General features: G+C 60.3%; 23 protein-coding genes and 1 pseudogene. 12 read left to right on the top strand and 12 right to left on the bottom strand.

Going from position 1 to position 21,779, the window contains the following annotated elements; genetic code table 11:
* Positions 1 to 196 precede the first annotated feature (196 nt).
* From ACYAS9_RS10920 to ACYAS9_RS10910, 3 genes and pseudogenes are all read right to left on the bottom strand, one after another.
* Positions 197 to 1,081 carry an arginase family protein gene (locus tag ACYAS9_RS10920; protein WP_463568304.1) on the bottom strand — a complete coding sequence of 295 codons (885 nt, stop codon included), beginning with the start codon at positions 1,079 to 1,081 and terminating at the stop codon, positions 197 to 199.
* A gap of 291 nt (positions 1,082 to 1,372) precedes the next feature.
* Positions 1,373 to 2,302: a helix-turn-helix domain-containing protein gene (locus ACYAS9_RS10915; RefSeq protein WP_463568303.1), complete on the bottom strand. Its 930-nt coding sequence runs from the start codon at positions 2,300 to 2,302 to the stop codon at positions 1,373 to 1,375.
* Positions 2,299 to 2,463 (bottom strand): annotated as a pseudogene (locus ACYAS9_RS10910) (topoisomerase DNA-binding C4 zinc finger domain-containing protein); the annotation flags it as partial. The pseudogene ACYAS9_RS10910 and the gene ACYAS9_RS10915, both read right to left, overlap by 4 nt.
* Before the next feature lie 584 nt (positions 2,464 to 3,047).
* On the opposite strand from ACYAS9_RS10910, the gene ACYAS9_RS10905 reads away from it, so the two are divergent.
* The gene (locus tag ACYAS9_RS10905; RefSeq protein WP_463568309.1) at positions 3,048 to 3,338 is read left to right on the top strand and encodes a hypothetical protein; all 291 of its coding nucleotides are present in this window, start codon (positions 3,048 to 3,050) and stop codon (positions 3,336 to 3,338) included.
* 47 nt (positions 3,339 to 3,385) lie between these two features.
* On the opposite strand, the gene ACYAS9_RS10900 is transcribed toward ACYAS9_RS10905, so the two are convergent.
* Both ACYAS9_RS10900 and ACYAS9_RS10895 read right to left on the bottom strand, forming a co-directional pair.
* Positions 3,386 to 4,159: an AraC family transcriptional regulator gene (locus ACYAS9_RS10900; protein WP_463568302.1), complete on the bottom strand. Its 774-nt coding sequence runs from the start codon at positions 4,157 to 4,159 to the stop codon at positions 3,386 to 3,388.
* 12 nt (positions 4,160 to 4,171) lie between these two features.
* The gene (locus ACYAS9_RS10895; RefSeq protein WP_463568301.1) at positions 4,172 to 5,392 is read right to left on the bottom strand and encodes an MFS transporter; all 1,221 of its coding nucleotides are present in this window, start codon (positions 5,390 to 5,392) and stop codon (positions 4,172 to 4,174) included.
* Between the two features lie 231 nt (positions 5,393 to 5,623).
* Between ACYAS9_RS10895 and ACYAS9_RS10890 the strand changes: the two genes are divergently transcribed.
* The 5 genes from ACYAS9_RS10890 to ACYAS9_RS10870 all read left to right on the top strand — a co-directional run bounded on the left by ACYAS9_RS10890 (position 5,624) and on the right by ACYAS9_RS10870 (position 9,199).
* Positions 5,624 to 6,580: a hypothetical protein gene (locus ACYAS9_RS10890; protein WP_463568300.1), complete on the top strand. Its 957-nt coding sequence runs from the start codon at positions 5,624 to 5,626 to the stop codon at positions 6,578 to 6,580.
* Complete coding sequence (locus ACYAS9_RS10885; RefSeq protein ID WP_463568299.1) at positions 6,507 to 7,745, top strand: lysozyme inhibitor LprI family protein; 1,239 nt, start codon at positions 6,507 to 6,509, stop codon at positions 7,743 to 7,745. Before ACYAS9_RS10890 ends, ACYAS9_RS10885 begins: the two co-directional genes overlap by 74 nt.
* Before the next feature lie 45 nt (positions 7,746 to 7,790).
* Positions 7,791 to 8,261: a hypothetical protein gene (locus ACYAS9_RS10880; protein WP_463568298.1), complete on the top strand. Its 471-nt coding sequence runs from the start codon at positions 7,791 to 7,793 to the stop codon at positions 8,259 to 8,261.
* Positions 8,262 to 8,385: 124 nt separating this feature from the next.
* Positions 8,386 to 8,739 carry a DUF4190 domain-containing protein gene (locus ACYAS9_RS10875; protein ID WP_463568297.1) on the top strand — a complete coding sequence of 118 codons (354 nt, stop codon included), beginning with the start codon at positions 8,386 to 8,388 and terminating at the stop codon, positions 8,737 to 8,739.
* A 16-nt stretch (positions 8,740 to 8,755) separates the two neighbouring features.
* Positions 8,756 to 9,199, top strand: a complete 444-nt coding sequence (locus tag ACYAS9_RS10870; RefSeq protein WP_463568296.1) for a DUF805 domain-containing protein — start codon at positions 8,756 to 8,758, stop codon at positions 9,197 to 9,199.
* Positions 9,200 to 9,254: 55 nt separating this feature from the next.
* Here ACYAS9_RS10870 and ftrA read toward each other — a convergent pair whose 3' ends face one another.
* Complete coding sequence (gene ftrA / locus ACYAS9_RS10865) at positions 9,255 to 10,208, bottom strand: transcriptional regulator FtrA (RefSeq protein ID WP_463568295.1); 954 nt, start codon at positions 10,206 to 10,208, stop codon at positions 9,255 to 9,257.
* Between the two features lie 111 nt (positions 10,209 to 10,319).
* Here ftrA and ACYAS9_RS10860 point away from each other — a divergent pair, with 111 nt between their 5' ends.
* The 6 genes from ACYAS9_RS10860 (at position 10,320) to ACYAS9_RS10835 (ending at position 15,990) form a co-directional block, all read left to right on the top strand.
* A complete protein-coding gene (locus ACYAS9_RS10860; protein WP_463568294.1) occupies positions 10,320 to 10,925 on the top strand; it encodes a DJ-1/PfpI family protein in 606 nt (201 codons plus the stop codon).
* A 222-nt stretch (positions 10,926 to 11,147) separates the two neighbouring features.
* Positions 11,148 to 11,408 carry a LysR family transcriptional regulator gene (locus tag ACYAS9_RS10855; RefSeq protein WP_463568293.1) on the top strand — a complete coding sequence of 87 codons (261 nt, stop codon included), beginning with the start codon at positions 11,148 to 11,150 and terminating at the stop codon, positions 11,406 to 11,408.
* Between the two features lie 35 nt (positions 11,409 to 11,443).
* On the top strand, positions 11,444 to 12,037 hold the full coding sequence (locus ACYAS9_RS10850) for a LysR substrate-binding domain-containing protein (protein ID WP_463568308.1): 594 nt from the start codon (positions 11,444 to 11,446) through the stop codon (positions 12,035 to 12,037).
* Between the two features lie 97 nt (positions 12,038 to 12,134).
* Positions 12,135 to 14,198, top strand: a complete 2,064-nt coding sequence (gene treS / locus ACYAS9_RS10845) for a maltose alpha-D-glucosyltransferase (protein WP_463568292.1) — start codon at positions 12,135 to 12,137, stop codon at positions 14,196 to 14,198.
* Between the two features lie 87 nt (positions 14,199 to 14,285).
* Positions 14,286 to 14,840: a cupin domain-containing protein gene (locus ACYAS9_RS10840; protein WP_463568291.1), complete on the top strand. Its 555-nt coding sequence runs from the start codon at positions 14,286 to 14,288 to the stop codon at positions 14,838 to 14,840.
* 103 nt (positions 14,841 to 14,943) lie between these two features.
* Positions 14,944 to 15,990 carry an alpha/beta hydrolase family protein gene (locus tag ACYAS9_RS10835; RefSeq protein WP_463568290.1) on the top strand — a complete coding sequence of 349 codons (1,047 nt, stop codon included), beginning with the start codon at positions 14,944 to 14,946 and terminating at the stop codon, positions 15,988 to 15,990.
* Positions 15,991 to 16,007: 17 nt separating this feature from the next.
* Here ACYAS9_RS10835 and ACYAS9_RS10830 read toward each other — a convergent pair whose 3' ends face one another.
* The 6 genes from ACYAS9_RS10830 to ACYAS9_RS10805 all read right to left on the bottom strand — a co-directional run bounded on the left by ACYAS9_RS10830 (position 16,008) and on the right by ACYAS9_RS10805 (position 21,769).
* Positions 16,008 to 16,661 carry a glycosyltransferase family 2 protein gene (locus ACYAS9_RS10830; protein WP_463568289.1) on the bottom strand — a complete coding sequence of 218 codons (654 nt, stop codon included), beginning with the start codon at positions 16,659 to 16,661 and terminating at the stop codon, positions 16,008 to 16,010.
* The gene (locus ACYAS9_RS10825) at positions 16,630 to 17,256 is read right to left on the bottom strand and encodes a class I SAM-dependent DNA methyltransferase (RefSeq protein WP_463568288.1); all 627 of its coding nucleotides are present in this window, start codon (positions 17,254 to 17,256) and stop codon (positions 16,630 to 16,632) included. The genes ACYAS9_RS10830 and ACYAS9_RS10825 overlap by 32 nt, the downstream gene beginning before the upstream one ends.
* The gene (locus tag ACYAS9_RS10820) at positions 17,253 to 18,023 is read right to left on the bottom strand and encodes a PIG-L deacetylase family protein (RefSeq protein WP_463568287.1); all 771 of its coding nucleotides are present in this window, start codon (positions 18,021 to 18,023) and stop codon (positions 17,253 to 17,255) included. Before ACYAS9_RS10820 ends, ACYAS9_RS10825 begins: the two co-directional genes overlap by 4 nt.
* On the bottom strand, positions 18,020 to 19,030 hold the full coding sequence (locus tag ACYAS9_RS10815) for an acyl-CoA dehydrogenase (protein WP_463568286.1): 1,011 nt from the start codon (positions 19,028 to 19,030) through the stop codon (positions 18,020 to 18,022). Before ACYAS9_RS10815 ends, ACYAS9_RS10820 begins: the two co-directional genes overlap by 4 nt.
* Positions 19,027 to 21,198 carry a glycogen debranching protein GlgX gene (glgX, locus tag ACYAS9_RS10810; RefSeq protein WP_463568285.1) on the bottom strand — a complete coding sequence of 724 codons (2,172 nt, stop codon included), beginning with the start codon at positions 21,196 to 21,198 and terminating at the stop codon, positions 19,027 to 19,029. Before glgX ends, ACYAS9_RS10815 begins: the two co-directional genes overlap by 4 nt.
* Before the next feature lie 166 nt (positions 21,199 to 21,364).
* On the bottom strand, positions 21,365 to 21,769 hold the full coding sequence (locus tag ACYAS9_RS10805; protein WP_463568284.1) for a DUF2934 domain-containing protein: 405 nt from the start codon (positions 21,767 to 21,769) through the stop codon (positions 21,365 to 21,367).
* Between the last annotated feature and the right edge of the window lie 10 nt (positions 21,770 to 21,779).

Genomic DNA, 21,779 nt, shown 5'->3' with positions numbered 1-21,779 from the left:
CCAATGCTGCAAAGAATATCAAAGCCGTGGGGCTCACGGTTTTAGCCTGTGGAGAGCGTGTAAGACCGATGGCTCAAGTAGCCTGAGGCTGTGCTCTGTGAAGCAGGAATCCCCTTCCTTTGCGCCTGTGGCGCCGATCGAAGATCGAGGTGGGGGAGGACGTCAACAAGGCTCCATTAACAAAACAGGACAGTTATCAATCGCGGCGGGCCGAACCAATCAGCGGCAGTTTCGCCAGCATGTTTTTCAGCGCCAGTGCATCCCACGGCAGGTGTTCGGCAATGCCCAGCCCGACCACATCCGCTACCGTCGCTATATCGGCCAGCAGGCGCACCACTTGATCGATGCTCATCTTGCCCTGCGGCACTTGGTCCCACTCGCCCGGAGTTTGCGGGTTGGCGAACAGCAATGCGCGAAACAGCGCAGGGTCCAGCACGTCCAGGTCCAGGTGAATCGCCAGGTGCCGCGCACCGGTAGCCTTGAACCATTCCAGCACCGGGGCGCTGGAGTCGGCGAGCTCTGCAGGGCTTGCGTGTTTCAGCCCAAAGCGCTGGATAAACGCCGTCTCACCCTCGGAGGTTTCCTTGAGGCCTGCATACATCACGTTTTGCGGCTTGAGCGGCTGGTTGACGGTGCCGGCGAACTGCGCGTCGCCCTGGCCGAGCAGGTTGCCCAGCACATGCGCGTGGGCATTGGGGTAATCGGCCGGGGTCATGACGTCGGGGTGTGCATCGACCCACAGCACCGCGAGATCGCCGTCGTAGCGTTCGTTGAGATAGGCGAACGGCGCCAGGTCGACCAGGCAATCGCCGCCCAGCACCACCAGCCGGTCAGGGCGGTTCTTGTCGATCAGGCGGCGGGCGTCCAGGTATTGCTCGAACAGCGCGCTGCGCCCACGAATGCCGTCTTCTATTTGCAGCGGGGTCTCAGAAGGCTGCGCGACCTGGACTTCTTCACTCGGGCCTTCATGCGCAGGCGCCAGCCAGGCCAGCAGTTGCGCGCCGAAATGGTAGGGCGGGTTGTTGCCGCCTTGCCATTGCGGGAAGAACAGACGCAGGGTTTTCGATTCGCTAGTGCTCATGGTTTCAGGCTCATCAGGCAATGGGCTGGGATGAAGAAATGCTGAGGCCTCAAGGCCTCAGGCGCTTTGTTCAGCCAGTCAGGTGGTGTGCGCTGTACGCCAATCGCTCAGACCGGCCACCGTCCGTGGACAGCGTGGGCGGTTCATGGCGCACCTCTTTTATTAATGTTATGGCAGCGATGAAGAAGTAGAGCGTGACGCCTTCAGTGGGCATCTGCGGGCGATGGTGCGCTTGCGCGAGGTGGCCGGCTTTATCCGGCCCGCCAGACGCTGTGGCCGGAACGCCAAGCGTTACTGGGGGCGCAGCAACTGCTGTGGGGTGACGCCGTAGGCGCGTTTGAAGGCGTGGCTGAAGTGCGAGAGGTTGGTGAAGCCGAACGACAACGCCGCCTCCGTGACCTGGCTGAAGCGCCCGGCCAGCAGCGCCTGGTGACAGGCGCCCAGGCGTTGCGTCCAGAGCCAGCGGATCGCGGTGGTGCCTTCGCTGGCGAACAAGCGGTTCAGGGTGCGCGGCGAGACGAAGGTGGCCAAGGCAATGGCGTCTATGGTCATTTGCGGGTCGTGCAGGTTATCCAGCAAATACTGCTTGATACGTTGCAACTGGATGGCCTGATGCGGTTTGACCGCAGGTTCGGAGTGTGCAAAGGCCGTTTCGAACGCGGTGGCCATGACGTCCAGCAGCGAGCTGTTGAGGCGCTGGCCGGCCGCTGCAGGCAGCACGGGGGCGTTCCACATCTCCATGACCATCGAGTTGGCGAGCCGTCCCAGCGGCGACTGCATCGACAGGGTGCGGCTGACAAAGTCATTCGCCTTGGGCATATGGCTGAGCAGCAGCGGGCGCGGGATGACCACGACGATCTGGTTGTCGCCCTTGGGGAAGACGTTGCGGTAAGGCTGGGCCCCGTCGTACAGGACCATATCGCCCAGCGCCTGTCGTGAGTCGCGGCCTGCTTGCGAGACAAAGGTTTCTTCACACAGGGTCAGGGTGAGGAAAAACTGATCGCAGTGATCACCCGGTTGCGGACGGTTGTATTCGATGGGGATGGACTGTATGCGGCTATAAGTGACGCCGCCGACCGTGCGTACATCCAGGGCGCCGTCGAAACGCTGGTCGCTCAGGCACTTGTTGGTGGTGGGGCCGTAGGTGGTACAGACCACGTCCTGCCAGTATTCGTAGCGCTCCTTCGCGGCGAGGTTGGGGATGGGGAAGAGGGTGTTCATTTCTGTACCCGTTTCGACGGCAACGGCGCAAAGATCGCGCGGATGCCACGACACTTCGGATAGCCCGAACAGCCCCAGAAGTTGCCACCGGCATTGGCACCGGTGCGCGCCACTTTCATGACCATGGTCTGCTTGCAATGCGGGCAGGCCGGTGCTGCCGGTGCTGCGGGCGTGAGGGGCCGGGCAGGCTGCGCTTTGACCTTTGGTCTGGCTTTGGGCACTTGAGTGGTGACCGGTTGCGCGACAACCTTTGGGGCAGGGACGGCAACCTGCGGTTGACTGACCTGGGTTTCAGCGTCCGGTACTGTGTTCCCGTCGCGCTGCTGTCGGCGCTTGCGCTGTCTGAAAAACGAGGCAACGGCGCCGAGTACCAGCAGCATCGGCACACAAAACTGCGCAAAATAAGCGCCGCCCTTGATAGCGCCGCTGATCAGCGTTACCTGCATATGCTGCACATCCACCGTCACAGGTGCAGTGGCCAGTGAGTGCAGCCACGCACCTGAAACCACGGCCAGCGTAAGGCCCAGCCACCAGGGCAGCGCACTGACGAACTCAAGCAAAGGAGAGGGGCGGAAAGAGCGTTTTCGTGACATGAGGGGTTTCTTGAGAAGTATTTTCAGAACTGTTGCAAGGCGAAATCTTATCAGCAGAATCTCGATACCTGCTGTCAGAAAATAAGTGATGGCTCAATAATATCATGGTAAAAGTTCGCCGGATTATTCATCTGTCGAACCAGGGAAAGGCCATGACAACATTTGCGACCCGTTTTATCGCCCTGTCAGTGCTGCTGTGTGCAGTGTCAGTAGGCGCAAAAGAAACCAGAGTCTCCGATTCAACCATCATTCAGCGTCTGATCGATGACTCCATTGCGTCTTATTCGGGCAACTGCCCATGCCCTTACAACGCGGCCCGTAACGGCAGCCGTTGCGGTAAGCGCAGTGCTTACAGCCGCCCAGGCGGTTATGCGCCGTTATGCTTCAAGGAAGATGTCAGCAAAGACATGGTGCAAGCGTATCGAGAGCGGATGAAGATGTAAGCTCCACCCTGTCTGGATAATCAAACGCTTGACGGCCCAGCTGGCTTCTATCTGAAAAAACCACTGGGCGTCACACCAAACTGTTTCTTGAACATCGTGGTAAACGCACTCGGGCTTTCATAACCCAGGTGCAAGGCCACATCGATAATCCGCTCGCCACAGGCCATCTGCTCCAGCGCGGTCAGCAGCCGGGCTTGCTGGCGCCATTGGCCAAAGGTCATGCCGGTGTCCTTGTGGAATAAACGCTGGATGGTTTTTTCATCCACCCGCAGATGCTGCGCCCAGTCACTCAAGGTGCTGTTGTCGCCGGGGTTGTCCTGCAAAGTGGCGCAGATGGTTTTCAGGCGTGCATCCATCGGTTGCCTAAGTGCCAGCGGCAGGGTCGGCAGGGTGACGATCTCATCGAGGATCAGGCGCATGATTCGACCCGGTCGAGAGTCCTCTGGCGTGTTCATGTCCAGCCCTACCGAGGCCTTGATCAACTCGCTGAGCAGCGCCGAAATGCTCACTGCCTTGGTTTGCGTCGGCAAACCCGGCTTGCAATCGGGCTGCACGAACACGCTGCGCATCTTCACCGTGCCCACGCAGCGCACGGCATGTTCTTGCCCGCACGGCATCCAGATGCCACGGCTGGGCGGCACCACCCATTGGCAGTCTGCCGAATGCACCACCATCACGCCTTCGATGGCATAGATAAGCTGATGCTTTTCATGGCTATGGGGGGCGATGAACCAGTTTTCCGGGTAATCGGTGGCGCTGCTAGTCATCATCCAGGCGCTGGCGTCGATTTCAGCCACGTGTTCTTGCAGCGATCTGATCATGGTGTATGGGTATCAGCTTTTCCGGGTCTTGGGCAACAACGCCGTGACCAGTCCCAATAAGGGCAGCCAGGCAATCAGCTTGTACACCCAGATAATCCCGTGCACATCGGCCAGCTCACCCAGGCCCGCCGCACCGATGCCGCTGATGCCGAACATCAGGCCGAACATGACGCCCGAGACCATGCCGACCCGGCCCGGCACCGCTTCCTGGGCGTAGACCACCAAAGCGGCGAACGCCGACGACATCACCAGCCCGATGGCCACCGCCAGCACCGCCGTCCAGGCCAGGTTGGCGTAAGGCAACGCCAGCGCAAACGGTGCCACGCCCAGGAACGATACCCAGATCACCGCCTTGCGCCCGATGCGGTCACCCACCGGCCCGCCGACAAAGGTGCCCAGCGCCACAGCCGCCAGAAACACGAACAGATACAGCTGGCTCTGCTGCACGCTCAGGTCAAAGCGTTCGATCAGGTAGAACGTGAAGTAGTTGGTGAACGAGGCGATGTAGACGAACTTGGCAAACATCAACAGGCAGATCACCACCATCGCACGAATGACTTGGTTTCGGGTCAAGCCCGAGGCCTGACTGGGCGGCATGCGCTTGAGTGTCGCCTGACCATGACGCAGGTTCCAGCCGGCCAGGCGCACCAGCACCCAGATCGCCAGCGCTGCGGCGAGCATGAACCAGGCAATTGCCGATTGCCCATAGGGAATCACCACCGCAGCGGTCAGCAACGGGCCAATCGCCGACCCGGTATTGCCACCGACCTGAAACGTCGACTGCGCCATGCCAAAACGCCCGCCCGACGCCAGCCGCGCCACCCGTGAGGCCTCCGGGTGAAACGTTGCCGAACCCACGCCGACCACTGCCGCCGCGACCAGCAACATCGCGTAGCTGCCGGCAAACGCCAGCAAGGCCACGCCGATCAAGGTCATCACCATGCCCGACGGCAACAACCACGGCAGCGGGCGCTTGTCGGTGTACATCCCGACCCAGGGTTGCAGTAGCGAGGCTGTGACCTGATAGATCAGCGCAATCCAGCCGATCTGCGCAAAGCTCAGGGAAAAGTCGCTTTTCAGCATCGGATAAATGGACGGCAGCACGGCCTGGATCAGGTCGTTGAGCAAGTGCGCGAAGGCGGCGGCGCCGACCACGGGCAACAGGAAGCCTTGCGGCGGATGGGAGTGAGTGGCAGGCGAGGGCGCGCCGGGAATAGCGGTCTGTATTGTCATGAGAAACACTGCACGAAAGGCCAAAGGCATGACCGCCTGCCGGGTTGAAGCAGGCGGCCTGTGAAGGTCTGGTCAGCGTAATGAGGTGCGCAATGCCTGTCTCACGCGGTATGGGCGGCGACTATCGTGTTTCGGGCATTTGCGCGTCGTGATCGCCACCTTCAGCGGTTTGGCTTAACATCCGCGTCCGATATCCACCCATGGAATAGGCACACAGGGAGTGACCAGGCTTTGATTGGCAAGCGCATTATCTGCAGCGTAGTGATCCACGCGCTTTTCTGTGTGGGTTATGCCGTGCTTAACGACTTTGTCGCGCATTTATATGGCTCGATCAATGGCGGCCTGACTTCGCGAGGCGTGAGCATCCGCCTGACCAGCCAGTTTCTGTTCGAACTGTTTATTGCGATCAACCTGGTGTTGGCGCTGATTCCGTTCATCAAGGCAAAACTGATTCTGTGGGCGCTATGGGTGCTGTTGATCCCGTTATGGCTATTGCCGGATCACCCGTTGCGCGCACTGTTCTATGGTCTTGGTCAAGGCACATTCACATTGGCAGCCATACTCCTAAGTAGCGGGCTGGACTTCTGGTATACACGTAAAGTGGCGACCCGGAATACCTCGGGGCTCGCGCAAGAGTTGAAAGACATCGCCGAGCATTTTCCTCTGCGCCTGCCCGCCCTCGAAGAGGGCTACCCGTGGGTACGCTCTCTGGAATCGGTTGGCCTGGGCGCTTACCAGATGGCATTCATGCCGTGCGTCGACAGTCTGCACCGGCTGCATCGGTTGATCGACAGCCAGGGGTTTGTGACCGAGGTGGCGCGTACCGAGCGTTTTGTCACGCTGACCAATGTTCAGGGCCACGTGCTGTCATGGCGTGAAAACCACGAGTTCAACGGGCGTGTGGTGATCATGGTCAGCAACAGTGCCGCGTGGGTGCAGGCCGTGCGCGAACTGCACATTACGCCGCCTGCGCCGTGGGTAACATTTCCCGATTTCAATCCTGAAGGGCTGGGCAATATGCAAGGCAGCCTGCAAGCGTGGTGGGACACCCATTTTCAGCCATTCTGGGATTCACTTGAGGCACCGGCCAGACAGGCCTTTCTGGATCAACGCAATGCCCCGCCGGCGTGGCGTGATTATTTTCAGTTCCATGATGAACGGCACAGCGATCCTGTACCGGCCGCTTGATCACACTTGCACTATTACATTGACTGGATTTAGTGGGTTTATGAAGAAAGTAATGTTGCTTGCGATGGGGGCGCTGTCTTTGTTGTTGGGGAGCAATGCCCATGCCGCCAGTTTTGACTGCCGCAAAGCCTCGACTGACATAGAACAGATGATCTGTGACACACCTTCGCTTTCCAGGCGGGACGAGCAGTTGGCGGCCGCGTTCAAACCGTTGAAAAACAGACGCTCTTTTCAACTGATCGAGAGTGACTGGCTCGCCACGGTTCGGGATGAGTGTGAATCGACGCAGTGTCTGGAAGAAGCGTATGCCGAGCAGATCGGTTTTCTGACAACCAGGCCTGATGTCACGCCGGTCGATGAAAAAAGCCTGACGGTGCTACCGACCGGTAAAACCTATGCCCAGGGTGAAAACCTGTGGCAGAACTGGTCACTGGCGGGCCTGCCGGGCAACACCACCAATGCACAACGTCATATTGTTTCGGTGACGACGGTTGCAGGCGTTCTGCACGTTATCGCGTTCGAGGGCAGCTTCGATCACATGTTGTTTTGTGACCGGGGCACGCTGTATGAGTACGTCGATAAAAGCCCCTCGACGGCACCTTTCTTTAAAGAGATCGCGCAGGATGTGTGCCTCGAAAGCGCCGATGACCTGGGGGCTAATGAAGAGGGCAAGCGATTTGCGGGCGTGCTGGACGGCACGTTCTACTATCGCCAGCGCGTCGCTCGTAATGAACTGAAAAGCATGGCCTACCGATTGGGCTCGAACACGCCGCCGCAAGAAAGCAGCCGGCTGTTTCAGCAAGTCTCGAACACCCTTGAACATCAAAAAGCTGTTTTGCTGTTTACCCGAGACAATAGTTATAGCCAGTTAGGCGCGTTTCATGTCGGGGCGAACAAGACGGAAATCATCATACCGCCCAATGAACCGGGAACTGATTGGTCTATCTACAACCCCACTTGGAGCAAACAGCGTCCGGTTGTGTACTTTCTCAATGGCCCAGGCGATATCTGGCGCGCTGATCTGGTCGACAAGACGCTGAAGAGCGTTGTGAAGGCAGATCGGGAAGCGCGGATAAGAAGTGTCATGCCTGTCGAAATCAATGGTCGGGAGGCTTTTCTTTACATGGAAGATTCCCTGCTGAAGATTGCCATTGCTCCGGATTGATAAAGGGTGGTGGCATGTTTGTATTTTTAAGGAAGACGTGCTCGGATGCTTGATATCTACAAGGTTTCTTATGTGCGGAACGTGAAGGCAGGTGTACTGATTGCTTTGTCAGCGACCATGGGTGGCTGTGCACACACGACATTGGAGCAGCAGTTTCAAGGAGTTGAAGCTTGCAGGATCAAAAACGTTTTCCTTGATCCTGTGACCAACAAAGTCAGTGGCGACTATTTTGCTGAACGCAAACTGGAGCCTTGCCGTACTGACGAGGCCGCATTCTATTGTGTGAAAGACACTTTTTACGGGTTGACGGTGAATCAGGTTGCGATTCCCTATCGTGGGCCTTTCAGCGTGCATGCTGTCTATCTGGAAGAGAGCCCGGCCGTTGTCGAGGTTGCATTGCGTGCACGGTTCAAGGGGGGCGATTTTAATCGGGAGGATGGGGCTTCACCGTTTCTGATTGCCAATCCTGACAAAAAGCAAGGGTCGGTTTTGTATTGTGATGAGTACAGTGAATGATGGTGGGCTCTGGAGTCTTTCAATATTTTAGCCATACTGAGCGGCGCTAAAAAATCATTTCAAGATTGTTGAGCTTTTGCCGATACAAGGCAGCAGCAAGGTTTTGTATCTATAGGGAAATAGAATGGCAATGGTATTTTGTCGCGGTTGCGCAAAGCAGCTTCATGAAACGGCAATCACGTGTCCTCAGTGTGGCGCGACTCAAGTTGCACCGACGGCCTTGCTGCATGGAAATAAAGAGTCAGCCTGGATGGCCATCGCTTCTTTGGTATTAGGTGTGGTATGCGTACTTTCCACGTTTGATGACACTGAGTGGAGCCAGGATAAAATGGCCGGTCTCGGCATGCTTTCCATTGCCGGTCTGGTGTTGGGCATCATTAGCATCAATGAGCAAAAAACCGGGAAGGGCATGGCCATCGCAGGAACAGTGTTGTCTGTTATCTCGCTTTTGATTTTTATTGGTTTGGTGTTTAACTGAAATAAGGAAGATTTAAATGGCATTTTGTCGTGGTTGCGCTACAGAAATCGGTGATCAGGTGGCTACCTGCTCCCAGTGCGGGGCTCCTCAGTTGGTGGTGTCACCCAATAACTCAGCATCGTCTACGGCCTCCGGTTTTAATAGCTGGTATGTCGATGTGCTTAAAAAGTACGCTGTGTTCAACGGGCGTGCACGTAGAAAAGAATACTGGATGTTTATACTTATAAACTTTCTGGTGGCCATCGGCGTCGGGGTGGTTGATGCCGTTATTGGTGCGGGCGGGGTGATATCGAATCTTTACGCGTTGGCTGTATTTTTGCCGAGCATTGCAGTCGCTATTCGAAGATTGCATGATACGGATCGCAGTGGCTGGTGGTTTCTGGTGCCGATCGTCAATATCATATTCCTGGCTTCGGCAGGGCATCCGGGTACCAATCGGTTTGGTCCAAGTCCTAAATAAGTAGTTTTATGGGGCGATGCAGCAACGATGCTGCACCGCCTACACTTCAAAATCATTAAGCCCGCGCAAACTGCTTGCGATAACTCATCGGACTCACCCCGACCAGGTTCCGAAAGTGCCGCCTGAACGACTCTTCCGAACCAAACCCTGCCTTTTCCACCACCTCGCTCAACCGCACCCGCGAAGACTCCAGCAGCTCTTTCGCATACGCCACCCGTTCTCCGAGTAACCAGTCATACGGCGTCAGCCCCGTGCACTCCATGAAACTGCGGTGCAGGGTGCGGGTACTTACCGCTGCGCGATCGGCCATTTCCTTGATGGTCAGCGGGCGCTGCAAATCGCTGCGAATCCAGTCCATCAGGTTTGAGATCGGCGCGTCGCTGGTGCTGACCAGTTGCCGGGTGGCGTATTGCGACTGGCCGCCTTCGCGGTGCGGCGGGATGACCATGCGTTGCGCGACCATGTTGGCCACGCGCGAGCCGTGATCCTTGCGCACCAGGTGCAGCATCATGTCCAGGCCGGCTGCGGAGCCGGCGGCGGTGACGATGTTTTCTTCGTCGACGTACAGCTCGTTGGGCTGGATGCTCAGTTCCGGGTACATGCTGGCCAGCAGGTCGGTAAAGCGCCAGTGCGTGGTGACCTTGTGGCCGTCGAGCAGGCCAGCGGCGGCGAGCACGAAGGCGCCGGTGCAGATCGAGCAGATGCGCGCGCCACGGGCGTGGGCGGCTTGCAGTTGTTCGATCAGGCGTTGCGGCACTTCGGCTTCGACGCCGCGCCAGCCCGGCACGATGATGGTGTCGGCACTTTCAAGCAGCACTTCGCCGGCGGTGGGCGTGATGGTGATGCCGCCGGCTGCGGTGATCGGGCCTTCGTCGACGGCGTAGGTGGCGAATTCGTACCAGGTAACGCCCAGCTCCGGGCGCTTGAGGGCGAACACCTCGACAGTGCAGCCGAATTCGAAGGTGCAAAGCTGGTTGTAGATGAGCGCGACGACGAGATGATTTTTCATTGGCGGGATGTGACCGGATATTGGCATTACCGACAGTGGTTGGCCCTGATGCTACTGCGTAACCTTTGCCTTGTCACTGAGGTGAAATAATTTATTCGGAGCCCGTTTCATATGTCACTCAATATCGGCATCTATGTGTTTGACGACGTCGAAGTCCTGGACTTCGCAGGGCCTTACGAAGTGTTTACCACGGCCACCCGCATGCACGGGCGCAACAGCCGTGATGACCGGGCGCTGTTCAATGTCTTCACCATCGGCCGCACCACCGCGCCGGTTCGTGCCCGTGCAGGTTTGAAGGTCGATCCTGACTATTCGATTCATGACCATCCGCACCTGGATTGCCTGATCGTGCCCGGTGGTGTGATCACCGCCGAGATGGAAAAGCCCGATGTCATCGAGTGGATCAACCAGCAATCGGTGCCCAGCCGCGTAGTGGCAGCAGTCTGCACCGGCGCTTTTTTGCTGGCCAAGACCGGCAAGCTGACCGGGCGGCAGGTAACCACGCACTGGGAAGACATCGCCGACCTGAAGGAAATGTTCCCCTCCATCGATGTGCTTAGCACCTTGCGCTGGGTGGACGAGGGCGCGTTCGTGACCTCGGCGGGCATTTCTGCCGGTATCGACATGAGCCTGCACCTGGTCGAGCGTCTGTACGACCGCGCGCTGGCCGAACGCACAGCGCTGCAGATGGACTTCGACTGGACCGAGAACGACTGAGCCACCCGACCACGCTTTGCCCCGTACTCTGCGGGGCGTTACAACCGTTGCGCCCGACAAAGGCCAGGTCGACGGTATACCCGGTGCATGCATTCGTGTGCACCGTCCTTGGTCTGTTGCCATATTTGCATCCCTGAACCCAGGGAGCAGGGCAAGACGCATTCGCCATCCCGACCTGCCTGACCACAGGCCTGCGTCCCTTTGCCATGCCAGAGCCAAGAAATGAAAACCCACTTCTTCAAAATCGTTCAAACCGTCGCGCAGCATGGTTCTTTTTCAGAGGCCGCCGCCATTCTGGGGTGCAGCCAGTCGAACATCAGTTATGCCATCAAGGAGGTCGAGGATTACTTCGACAAGCGCCTGTTCATCCGCAGCCGTACTGGCTGCACGCTGACTCCCGAAGGCAAGGTCATCGCCCAGACCCTGAGCAACATGCTGGCAACCCTTGAGCAACTAAAAAAAATGGAGTCAGTGGCACTGTAGCCATCCATTACAGCACCCATGTGCAGGAAACCAACCTGGGGCCTTCGCTCGATTTTCTGGCCCGGCACTACCCCGATATCCAGTTGAGTGTGTTGCACAGCAACGACCAGCATCCCACCCTTGAACCGCTGCGCCGTGACGCGGCCGACATCCTGATCCTGCCCAGTACCGTGCTCGACGAGCACCATATCGAACACCATCGCTGGAGCGACCACTATGTACTGGTGATTGCCCGCCACCTCAAGAGCACCTCGCAGCATCTGATCGAGCTGGCGCAGACCGTGCGCTATGTGGCCTGGCGTCATCCGGGGCTGGACCGCCTGCACAGTCAGTTGGCTGCCGCGCAGTTTCGCCTGAGTCATCGCGGCGAACTAAGCTGCCTGGACACCTTGCTCGACCTGGTGATCAAGGGCCACTGCCTGACCGTATTGCCCAGTGCCTTGCTGCCCAGGCCCAATCCGGGACTTGAATACCTGACCCTGCCGGTGCCGGTCAGCCGGCGCATCAGTGTCGTGGCGCGGCCGGCATCGTTGTTGTCCAACGCTGCCGCCGTGGTGATCGATGCGCTGAAAAAATCCCCGGCGTTCCAGGCCTCAAGGCCTCTGCAACAGGAGCGCAATCAACTTTAATGCAACGATTGCCCGACAAGGGGCTCATACGCAGTAGGTAAAAATTCCCGGGAGCCACGCTCCTGCGTCGTACCACTTCAAGCGGGTGAATGGACTTATGACGACACCGGACAATCAGTATGTGAGCTGGCTGGTCGAGCAATCGATGCTCAACGCCGCACGGCAACGCGCCAAAACCTACGGTGGACAAGGGCGGCTCTGGCAGCGCCCGTTTGCCCAGGCCCGGCCGCGGGATGCCACCGCCATCGCCTCGGTGTGGTTCACCGCCTATCCTGCGTCGATCATTACCCGCGAGGGCGGCTCGGTGCTGGAAGCCCTTGGCGATGAAGAGCTGTGGCGTGCGCTGTCGGAAATCGGCGTGCAGGGCATTCATAACGGCCCGCTGAAGTTGTCCGGCGGCCTGAAAGGCTATAACCGCACGCCGAGCATCGACGGCAATTTCGACCGCATCAGCTTCGGCATCGACCCGGAGCTGGGCAGCGAAACGCACTTGCTCAACCTCAGCCGCATCGCCGCCGCGCATAACGCGGTGGTGATCGACGACGTGATTCCGTCGCACACCGGCAAGGGCGCGGATTTCCGCCTGGCCGAGATGGCTTACGAGGATTACCCCGGCCTTTACCACATGGTCGAGATTCGTGAAGAAGACTGGCCACTGTTGCCGGCCGTGCCCGAAGGCCGCGATGCGGTCAATCTGTTGCCCGACATCGTCGACCAGCTGCGCGACAAGCACTACATCGTCGGCCAGTTGCAGCGAGTGATCTTCTTCGAGCCCGGCGTCAAGGAAACCGACTGGAGCGCCACCGACATCGTGGTGGGCGTCGACGGCAAGCCGCGACGCTGGGTGTACCTGCATTACTTCAAGGAAGGCCAGCCGTCGCTGAACTGGCTGGACCCAAGCTTTGCCGCGCAACAGATGATCATCGGCGATGCCCTGCATGCCATCGACGTGATGGGCGCGCGGGTCTTGCGCCTGGACGCCAACGGTTTTCTCGGCGTCGAGCGCAAGGCCGAAGGCGGTGCCTGGTCGGAGAGCCATCCGCTGTCGATCACCGGCAACCAGTTGATCGGCGGGGCGATTCGCAAGGCCGGCGGTTTCAGCTTTCAGGAGCTGAACCTGACCATCGACGACATCGCCGCGATGTCGCATGGCGGCGCAGACCTGTCGTATGACTTTATTACCCGGCCCGCCTATCAGCACGCACTGCTGACCGGCAGCACCGAGTTCCTGCGCCTGATGCTGCGTCAGGTGCATGCCTTTGGCATTGACCCGGCCTCGTTGATTCATGCCTTGCAGAACCACGATGAATTGACCCTGGAGCTGGTGCATTTCTGGACCCTGCACGCCCACGACACCTACCACTATCAGGGCCAGACTTTCCCCGGCAATATCCTGCGCGAGCACATTCGTGAAGAAATGTACGAACGCCTGGCTGGCGAGCATGCACCGTACAACCTCAAGTTCGTCACCAACGGCGTGTCGTGCACCACGGCGAGCATCATCACCGCCGCGCTGGGCATTCGTGACCTCGATACCATTAGCGAGGACGACATCCGTCAGATTCAGCACATCCACCTGCTGCTGGTGATGTTCAACGCCATGCAGCCCGGGGTGTTTGCCTTGTCGGGCTGGGATCTGGTCGGCGCCTTGCCGCTGCCGGCCGATCAGGTGCAGCACCTGATGCAGGACGGCGACACGCGCTGGATTCATCGCGGCGCCTATGACCTGGTGGACTCGGATCCGACGGTCGAGGTGTCTTCGGGTGGCATGCCGCGCGCGCGCAGCCTGTATGGCAGCCTGAACGAGCAATTGCAGCGGCCCGATTCGTTTGCTTCGCAGCTCAAGAAGATTCTGGCTGTGCGCCGTGCCTACGATATCGCTGCCAGCCGGCAGATCCTGATTCCCGATGTCGAGCATCCTGGGCTGCTGATCATGGTCCACGAACTGCCCGCCGCCAAAGGCACGCAGATCACCGCGCTGAACTTCAGCAACCAGCCGATCACCGAAACCCTGCATTTGCCGGCCGATATCATTCCGGGCCCGGTGGTGGACATCATCAATGAGCGGGTAGAAGGCGATCTGACCGAACAAGGTGAGTTCACCATCAATCTGGACGCTTATGAAGGTCTGGCGCTGCGGGTGGTAAGTAATCTGGTGTGAGGCATGCTTTAATACGCGCCCTTCACAGGCACACGGCCAGTATCTGGCCGTGTTTCACCTTTCAAACACTGTTCACACAAGGCGGTTATGGACACGGGCACTCGACTCAAGCTGGTTCGCGAAAGCCACAAACTCTCACAACGCGAGCTTGCCAGACGCAGCGGTGTGACCAACGCCACCATCTCGTTGATCGAGCAGAACCGCGTCAGCCCCTCCGTCAGTTCCCTGAAAAAGCTGCTTGAAGGCATCCCCATGAGCCTGGCGGATTTTTTCACCTTCGATCAGCCGCCCGGTCGCACTAACGAACAGCATGTGTTTCGTGCCGGTGACCAGCCCGATCTGGGGCGTGATGGCCTGCGCCTGCTACTGGTCGGTGCAACCTTGCCCAGCCGGCAGATGCGTTTCTTGCGCGAGCAGTACGCGCCCGGCGCCAGTTCCGGTGCCGAGCCGATCGTGCATGCCGAGGGCGAGGAGTGCGGTCTGGTGACCCGAGGCACCATCGAGCTGACCATCGACGGTCAGGTCAACATCCTCGGCCCCGGCGATGGCTACTACTTTCCGACCACCCTGGCACATCGCTTTCGCAATATTGGCCAGGATGAGGCAGAAATCATTAGCGCCAACACGCCGGCCAACTTCTGACCGCGCTGCGTTACCGGGGTATCGATTAAATCTGGCCCGCCTTGTGCACGATCAATCGTGTGCAGGGTCTCAAGCTGTATGGGCAGGATGAAGGGGAAGAGTCATGTTGCGTCTAAGTGCAGTGATGCTGATGTGTCTGCTCGGCGGTCTCGTTTCGGTGCAAGCCCAGGCAGACACTCAATCGCAGTGGAGCGCAGGCTTTCACGAATTGAGCTTTGCCGACCCGCTCGATGGTCAGGCCATGCGCGCCATCGCCTTTTATCCGTCCACGGCCAGTGAGCACGTCAACCGCTTGCGCGGCTACAACGTCGAGGCCAGCGCCGATGCGCCGGTGGCGATGGGGCGTTTCCCGTTGTTGCTGCTGTCGCACGGTAATACCGGCACGCCGCTGGCCATGCATGACCTGGCCACCGCGCTGGCGCGTCAGGGGTTTGTGGTGGTTGCGGTGGTGCATCCCGGCGACAACGACCGTGACCACAGCCGCCTGGGCAGCCTGAGCAATCTGTATGGCCGGCCCTTGCAGATCAGTGCCGCAATTACCGCTGCCCTGCAGGAGCCATTGCTGGCGCCTTATCTCAGCGCCAGCCAGGTCGGGGTGATCGGTTATTCGGCAGGCGGTGAGACCGCGCTGATCCTCGCCGGTGCCCAGCCCGACCCCAAGCGGCTGCGCCAGTACTGCATCGAACGCCCTGACGATCAGGATGCCTGCAAGACCCAGGGGCATCTGGTCGCCGACCGCGATGACCTGCATGCCGAAGCCGACCCGCGCGTGGGCGCATTGCTGTTGATGGCGCCGTTGACGCTGATGTTCGGCCGCCAGACCCTGAGCGACGTGCATGTGCCGGTGTTGATGTATGCCGGAGACGATGACCGCCTGCTCGACCTGGACAAAAACGCTGAAGCGCTGGCGCGCAAATTGCCGCAAGCGCCTGATTACAAGCTGCTGGCCGGTGCCGGGCATTTCGTGTTCATGGCGCCTTGCAGCGCCGAGCAGCGCGCCACCATGCCGATCTTGTGCAACGACGCCGAAGGTGTGGACCGCGAAGACATCCACCGCAACCTGAGCGCCGAAGCCGGGCGTTTCTTCAGCGATGCGCTGGGCACGCCTGAAAGTGATCTTTCAGGCCTGCAGACCGCGCACCATCAATAAAAGCCGCAGGGTAGCGATCAAGCGTTCAGCGAGCGCAAATAATCGCCAAACCCGCCTTGCGCGCGTGGGTCCAGGCGGGTGCTGGTAATGACTTTGGGGCGGCAGCTCCAGGCAATCCGGGCACCGACCATTTCCAGCTGGCGCACCAGATGCACATCCTCGTGGCAAGCCAATGCCGGAAAACCGCCTGCAAGCTGATAGGCCTGGGCACTGAAGCCCAGGTTGGCCCCGTGAATGTGCCGATGATCGTCGCGCTGTTGATAAAGGCGCAGGTATTCCGCCTGGGCGGCTGCCGAATAGCCTTCGCACCAACCGCCCGGCGTCACCGTGCCGCACACCGCATCGGCGTCCAGCAGCAACTGCTCGTACAGCCAGTCCTCGGCCACGGTGCTGTCGCCGTCGGTACAAGCCAGCCAGCGTGCGCCTTCGTTCATCAGCGCCAGGGCGCCGGCAGCACGGGCCTGGCCGACATTGCGGGCGTCCATTTCAAGGGTCATGACCCCACGCCCGCGAGCGATGCTGGCCGAACGGTCGGTGCAGCTGTCGAGCACCACCAGAATGCGTACCGGCTCGCCATTCAGGCCCGGATGCACGGCGGCCAGTTGAATGGTCGCCAGGCACAGATCCAGCAATTGTTCTTCATTGTGAACCGGAATGAGCACGCCGATCATCATCAAACTCCTTTTGCGCTACTGAAGTGCCGTCACGGCTGAAGACTTCCAGCAGAAAGTCCGGCTCTCGATGGGTGCAGATCCGCTGCAAGGGTAATTGCTCACTGAGTATTTTGTGCACCCGCTCGGCATCCAGCGGGCAGCCAGCGATGGACGGGCGCCAGTGGCAGGCCAGCAATTGCCCGTCGTCACTGAGCGAGGCCAGCGCCCGCAGAATCAAGCGTTGCAGGTCCTGTTCATCGAGGTAGTAACCCAGCTCACTGAACACGATCAGGTCGAAGGGGCCGTCGGGCCAATCGTCAGGCAGGCGGCCCTGCATGACCGTGGCGTGGGCAGAAGCGCCCAGGCGTTCACGGGCCAGGCTTACAGCGCGGCTTGAGGTGTCGCAGCCCAGAAACCGGTCGCAGCGCTGGACCAGTTCGGCGCTCAGTTCGCCGTTGGCGCAGCCCGGCTCAAAAATCGAGCGGTAGCGTTCGCGGGGCAGGGCGGCGAGGGTCAACGCGCGTTTTCGCCGTTCGTACCAGCGCTCACGAAAGGCCCAGGGATCATCGGTGTCTCGAAACAGCTCATCGAAATAATCGTCGGCCACGCTCATAGGAACACCAGTTCGAAAGGTTGCAGCAGGCGCTCTTGCGCCCAGGTCGGCAGAACCGGCGCCAGACCGATGTCGGGATCGCCCTGCAACTGGCTGGCAAACGCCTGCACGGCATCGCGCTTGCGCGCCAGCGATGTCGGGTCGAGCAATAACTTGCGCGCGCGGTCCCAGGGCAGGCGTTCATCTTCCGGGCTTGCCCAGTGCCAGGCCCAGATCGGTATCTCGATAAACTGCGCACCGACCGTGGCGCAGGCATTGGCGCACGCCCGCCCGACGGCTTCGTGGTCGCTGTGCCCGTCGCCGTGCCAGGTGCCGAAGACTACGTCGGTGGGCAGCAGATGGCTGAGCAGAAAGGCTTGCAGCTCGGCCTCGCGCTCGGCCACCGCGCCATCCTGAAATGCGCCACGCAGCCAGGGCAAATCGGCAGGCAAGCCCAGGCGCTGCAAGGCGTCGGCGCTTTCCTCAGGGCGCGCAGCGGCCAGCCGCGGTACCGGCCACAGGGCCGAGCCCGGGTGGCTGGCGGTGCCGTTGGTGACCGAGATCAGCAGCAGGTCGCGCTGCAACTGATTCAGTTGGCTCATCAGGCCGCCGCAACCGAGCACTTCGTCGTCGGGGTGCGGAGCGACGATGACAGCCCGGCATTCGCGCGGCACCAGCAGATCGGCGCTGATCGCGGGCACCGCCGCCAGCCGGGCCGAGGCCTGCCAGGCGCTGAGCGAGGTGCCGCGTCCGTCGGCGTCGTCGCTGACTACAAAACCTTCGTTCATAGGCTCCACTCCTGCGGTGGCGCCTGCTTCACGGCCAGTCGGCCGAGAATCGCCAGGTCACGCTCGGCGTGGCTCTGGCGTAAAAAAACCGGTAAGTCGGCCATCAGCCGGGCAAAACCTGCGTCCTTGCAATAAGGGCCGGCGCCCAAGGCGCGGCCCACATGCTTGATCACCTCTTCGACACAGGCCTCGACACTGGCCCGGCAACGCCGTGCCAGCTGTTCGGCGTCCGCTGCCGGGTGTTCGTCGAGTTGCCGGGCAGCGTCCTGCAACACCCGTGCGGCGCTGTACAGCGCCGCATCCACCGCGCCCAGATGCGCCAGCGCATGCGGCTCATCACGACCGGCAAGCTGGCGCGGCAGATGCTGCGCCAGTGCCTGCGCCGCGCCATACCAGCACGCGGCAATGCCGATTGCGCCTTGCCAGAAGCCCTGACGTTGCAGATAAGCGCCGGGTTCGCCGATTTTCCAGCCCGTAGCCTGCTCGAAGCGCACCTCGACGCTGGCCGTGGCGCCCATACCCACGGCGCACCAGCCATCGTCGGTGACATGCACGCCGGGTTGTTCGAGCGCCACCGCCACCAGTTGCTGGCGGTCTTGCTCGTCCCACGCGGTCAGCAGCGCGTGGCTGAGCACCGTCGCGCCGCTGCACCAGGCTTTCAGGCCGTCAAGGCGTACTGCGTCGCCGCTACCGCTGACCCGCACGCGGGCCTGCGGTGGTTCGGCAGCCCACATGCCCCAGGTGCTGCCGTCAGCCACTGACGGCGCACCCAGTTCAGCCATGATTGCCAGGGCATCGGTGTGGCCTTCGTAAAACTTGCACAACCCCAGGTCATGGCCGGCCACACACGCCAAAGCCTGCCAGCGCGCCAGCGTGTCTGCGGCGCCCGGCAAGGGCAGGCGGTCAAGCCCTTCGGCCACCAGGGCTTGCAGGCACACGCTCAACTCGGCAGTGCCCGCCCGCAACAGCGGATGCTGCTTTAGAAAAGCCGCCAGCACGCTGGTCACGCCTGATCTTCGCGTTGCAGTTCGAACAGCAGCAAGGACCGCGGCGTGACCGCGTAAGCATTGCCGAACTCCAGGCGATTCTTGCGTGGCACCTCATCCTGATTGGTGTCGATCAGGCAGGTGTAGTGCGTGCCTTCCGGTACCTCGGGCAAGGTGAAGTCGATGTTTTCGTGGTGGGCGTTGACCACCAGCAGCAACGTCGCATCAGCACCCGGACGCAGGATGCCGGTCTCTTGGGCGCGGCCATCCATCAGCATGCCCAGGCAACGGCCATTGGGGTCCTGCCACTGTTCGACGCTCATTTCATTGCCATCCGGCGCCAGCCAGGTGACGTCCTTGACGCCGATTTCTTCGTTGAACTCGCCGACCAGGAAGCGGCTGCGACGCAGGATCGGGTAGCTCTGGCGCAGCTTGATCACCCGTTTGACGAACTTGAGCAGCGCTTCGCCGTCGCTGTCCAGGTTCCAGTTGATCCAGCCGATCTCGCTGTCCTGGCAATAAGCGTTGTTGTTGCCGTGCTGAGTGCGGGCGAATTCGTCACCGGCCACCACCATCGGCGTGCCTTGCGACAGCAGCAACGTGGCGAAGAAGTTGCGCATCTGACGCAGACGCAAGGTGTTGATCTCGGCGTCTTCGGTCGGGCCTTCGACGCCGTGGTTCCAGGACAGGTTGTTGTTGCTGCCATCCTGGTTGTTTTCGTCGTTGGCTTCGTTGTGCTTGTCGTTGTACGACACCAGGTCGTGCAGGGTAAAACCGTCATGCGCGGTGATGAAGTTCACCGACGCCTGCGGGCGCCGGCCGCGCTGGTTGAACATGTTGCCGGAGGCGGTCAGGCGCGCGGCGAAGTCGGGCAGTTGCGCCTCGTCGCCTTTCCAGAAGGCACGCACCGTGTCGCGGTATTTGTCGTTCCATTCCATCCAGCCCGGTGGGAAACCACCGACCTGATAGCCACCGGGGCCGCAGTCCCACGGCTCGGCAATGAGCTTGACCTGACGCAGCACCGGGTCCTGGCGACAGGCGACCAGGAAGCTGTGACGCTCGTCGAAGCCATCGTGGTAGCGGCCCAGAATGGTTGCCAGGTCGAAGCGGAAACCATCGACGTGCATTTCCGAGGCCCAGTAGCGCAGCGAGTCGGTGACCATTTGCAGCACGCACGGGTGGCTCAGGTCCAGGGTGTTGCCGGTGCCGGAATCGTTGATGTAGAAGCGCTTGTCGTCCGGCATCAGGCGGTAGTACGAGGCGTTGTCGATGCCGCGCATCGACAGGGTCGGGCCCAGTTCGTTGCCTTCGGCGGTGTGGTTATAGACCACGTCGAGAATCACCTCGAGGCCGGCCTTGTGCAGGTGGGCAACGGTTTCCTTGAACTCGGCGATCTTGCCGTGCGCCAGATAACGCGGGTCCGGGGCGAAGAAGGCGATGCTGTTGTAGCCCCAATAGTTGGTCATGCCCTTTTGCAGCAGGTGCTGGTCATTGACGAAGGCATGAATGGGCAGCAGCTCGACCGAAGTCACGCCCAGCTTGCGAATGTGTTCGATGACTTCCGGGACTTTGAGGCCCAGAAAGGTGCCCTTGTATTCGTCGGGTACCGAAGGGTGCAGCTTGGTGTAACCGCGAACATGGGTTTCATAAAGAATGGTCTTGTCCCACGGCGTGCTGACGCGCTGGTCGCGGCCCCAGGTGTAGGCCGGGTCGATGACCTTGCTCTTGGGTACAAAGGGCGCGCTGTCGCGTTCGTCGAAGCTCAGGTCGCCGTCGGGGTGACCGATGGTGTAGCCAAACAGCGACTCGGACCATTTCAGTTCGCCAACCAGTTGCTTGGCGTACGGGTCGATCAGCAGTTTGTTGTGGTTGAAGCGGTGGCCGTTGCGCGGATCGTAAGGGCCGTACACCCGATAGCCGTAAACCAGCCCTGGATGGGCGTCGGGCAGGTAACCGTGAAAAATCTCATCGGTGTACTCGGGCAGTTCGATACGTTCCAGTTCCACTTCGCCGGTGGAGTCGAACAGGCACAGCTCGACCTTGGTGGCGTTGGCCGAGAACAGGGCGAAGTTGACGCCCAGCCCGTCCCAGTTGGCTCCCAGTGGAAAGGGCAGGCCTTCACGCAGGCGGGAAGTCGAAGGTTTGGATTCAGGGGCTTCATGGGATGCTTTTTTCGACGACGTGCTCATGTGTATTTCCTGAATTAAAAATTAATGCTTGAAAGGTAGTTTTTACGGGCGGCCGTTCCCGTTATCGCGGCCACGGCCCGACAAGGTCGAGAAAAAGCAATCGAGTAAAACCGTCAGCGCCAGGGCAGGGTGCGCCCTTGGCGCTGCGGTATGGAAACGCCGGGCGTTAAGGCGCGGCGGGCTTGCGAGGTTTTTTCACAGCAGGCTTTGGCGGTTGTTCGGTGGTGGTCGCAGACTTCACCGCAGGCTTGGCCGGCGTCTGCGAGGCCGCCGCAGCCGCTGGCTTGGGCTTGGCAGCCGGTTTAGGTGCTGCCTTGGCAGCCGGCTTGGCGGGCGCTGCGGTTTTGGCGGCAGGCTTGGCCGGAACCGGTTTGCTCTCGGCAGCACCGTCGACGGCGGGCAATTTGGGTTTGCTGGCTTTGCGCGCAGGGCTTTTATCGGGGGCCAAGGCTTGCGCCTCGGCCAGCTTGCGCGCCATCTCCCAATGACGGTCGTCATGGCCGTGTGGCCGACCTTCCGATTCCCATATCTGATACGCGAATTCGCGGATTTTCTTTTCGTCGGCACTCATCTCGACACTC

It is taken from the genome of Pseudomonas sp. HP_08, from assembly GCF_055284095.1.
The sequence above is the reverse complement of the archived record's forward strand: the minus strand, read 5'-3'. Positions and strand labels throughout refer to the sequence as shown.

Bases quoted from the DNA above. Each gene is read 5' to 3' on its own strand.
- ACYAS9_RS10855 (WP_463568293.1), top strand. From the start codon at position 11,148: ATGAAAACCCACTTCTTCAAAATCGTTCAAACCGTCGCGCAGCATGGT.
- ACYAS9_RS10840 (WP_463568291.1), top strand. From the start codon at position 14,286: ATGGACACGGGCACTCGACTCAAGCTGGTTCGCGAAAGCCACAAACTC.
- ACYAS9_RS10870 (WP_463568296.1), top strand. From the start codon at position 8,756: ATGGCATTTTGTCGTGGTTGCGCTACAGAAATCGGTGATCAGGTGGCT.
- ftrA (WP_463568295.1), bottom strand. From the start codon at position 10,208: ATGAAAAATCATCTCGTCGTCGCGCTCATCTACAACCAGCTTTGCACC.
- ACYAS9_RS10895 (WP_463568301.1), bottom strand. From the start codon at position 5,392: ATGACAATACAGACCGCTATTCCCGGCGCGCCCTCGCCTGCCACTCAC.
- ACYAS9_RS10875 (WP_463568297.1), top strand. From the start codon at position 8,386: ATGGCAATGGTATTTTGTCGCGGTTGCGCAAAGCAGCTTCATGAAACG.
- ACYAS9_RS10920 (WP_463568304.1), bottom strand. From the start codon at position 1,081: ATGAGCACTAGCGAATCGAAAACCCTGCGTCTGTTCTTCCCGCAATGG.
- ACYAS9_RS10885 (WP_463568299.1), top strand. From the start codon at position 6,507: ATGCCCCGCCGGCGTGGCGTGATTATTTTCAGTTCCATGATGAACGGC.
- ACYAS9_RS10830 (WP_463568289.1), bottom strand. From the start codon at position 16,661: ATGATCGGCGTGCTCATTCCGGTTCACAATGAAGAACAATTGCTGGAT.
- ACYAS9_RS10805 (WP_463568284.1), bottom strand. From the start codon at position 21,769: ATGAGTGCCGACGAAAAGAAAATCCGCGAATTCGCGTATCAGATATGG.
- ACYAS9_RS10880 (WP_463568298.1), top strand. From the start codon at position 7,791: ATGCTTGATATCTACAAGGTTTCTTATGTGCGGAACGTGAAGGCAGGT.
- ACYAS9_RS10860 (WP_463568294.1), top strand. From the start codon at position 10,320: ATGTCACTCAATATCGGCATCTATGTGTTTGACGACGTCGAAGTCCTG.
- ACYAS9_RS10825 (WP_463568288.1), bottom strand. From the start codon at position 17,256: ATGAGCGTGGCCGACGATTATTTCGATGAGCTGTTTCGAGACACCGAT.
- glgX (WP_463568285.1), bottom strand. From the start codon at position 21,198: ATGAGCACGTCGTCGAAAAAAGCATCCCATGAAGCCCCTGAATCCAAA.
- ACYAS9_RS10905 (WP_463568309.1), top strand. From the start codon at position 3,048: ATGACAACATTTGCGACCCGTTTTATCGCCCTGTCAGTGCTGCTGTGT.
- treS (WP_463568292.1), top strand. From the start codon at position 12,135: ATGACGACACCGGACAATCAGTATGTGAGCTGGCTGGTCGAGCAATCG.
- ACYAS9_RS10835 (WP_463568290.1), top strand. From the start codon at position 14,944: ATGTTGCGTCTAAGTGCAGTGATGCTGATGTGTCTGCTCGGCGGTCTC.
- ACYAS9_RS10900 (WP_463568302.1), bottom strand. From the start codon at position 4,159: ATGATCAGATCGCTGCAAGAACACGTGGCTGAAATCGACGCCAGCGCC.
- ACYAS9_RS10820 (WP_463568287.1), bottom strand. From the start codon at position 18,023: ATGAACGAAGGTTTTGTAGTCAGCGACGACGCCGACGGACGCGGCACC.
- ACYAS9_RS10915 (WP_463568303.1), bottom strand. From the start codon at position 2,302: ATGAACACCCTCTTCCCCATCCCCAACCTCGCCGCGAAGGAGCGCTAC.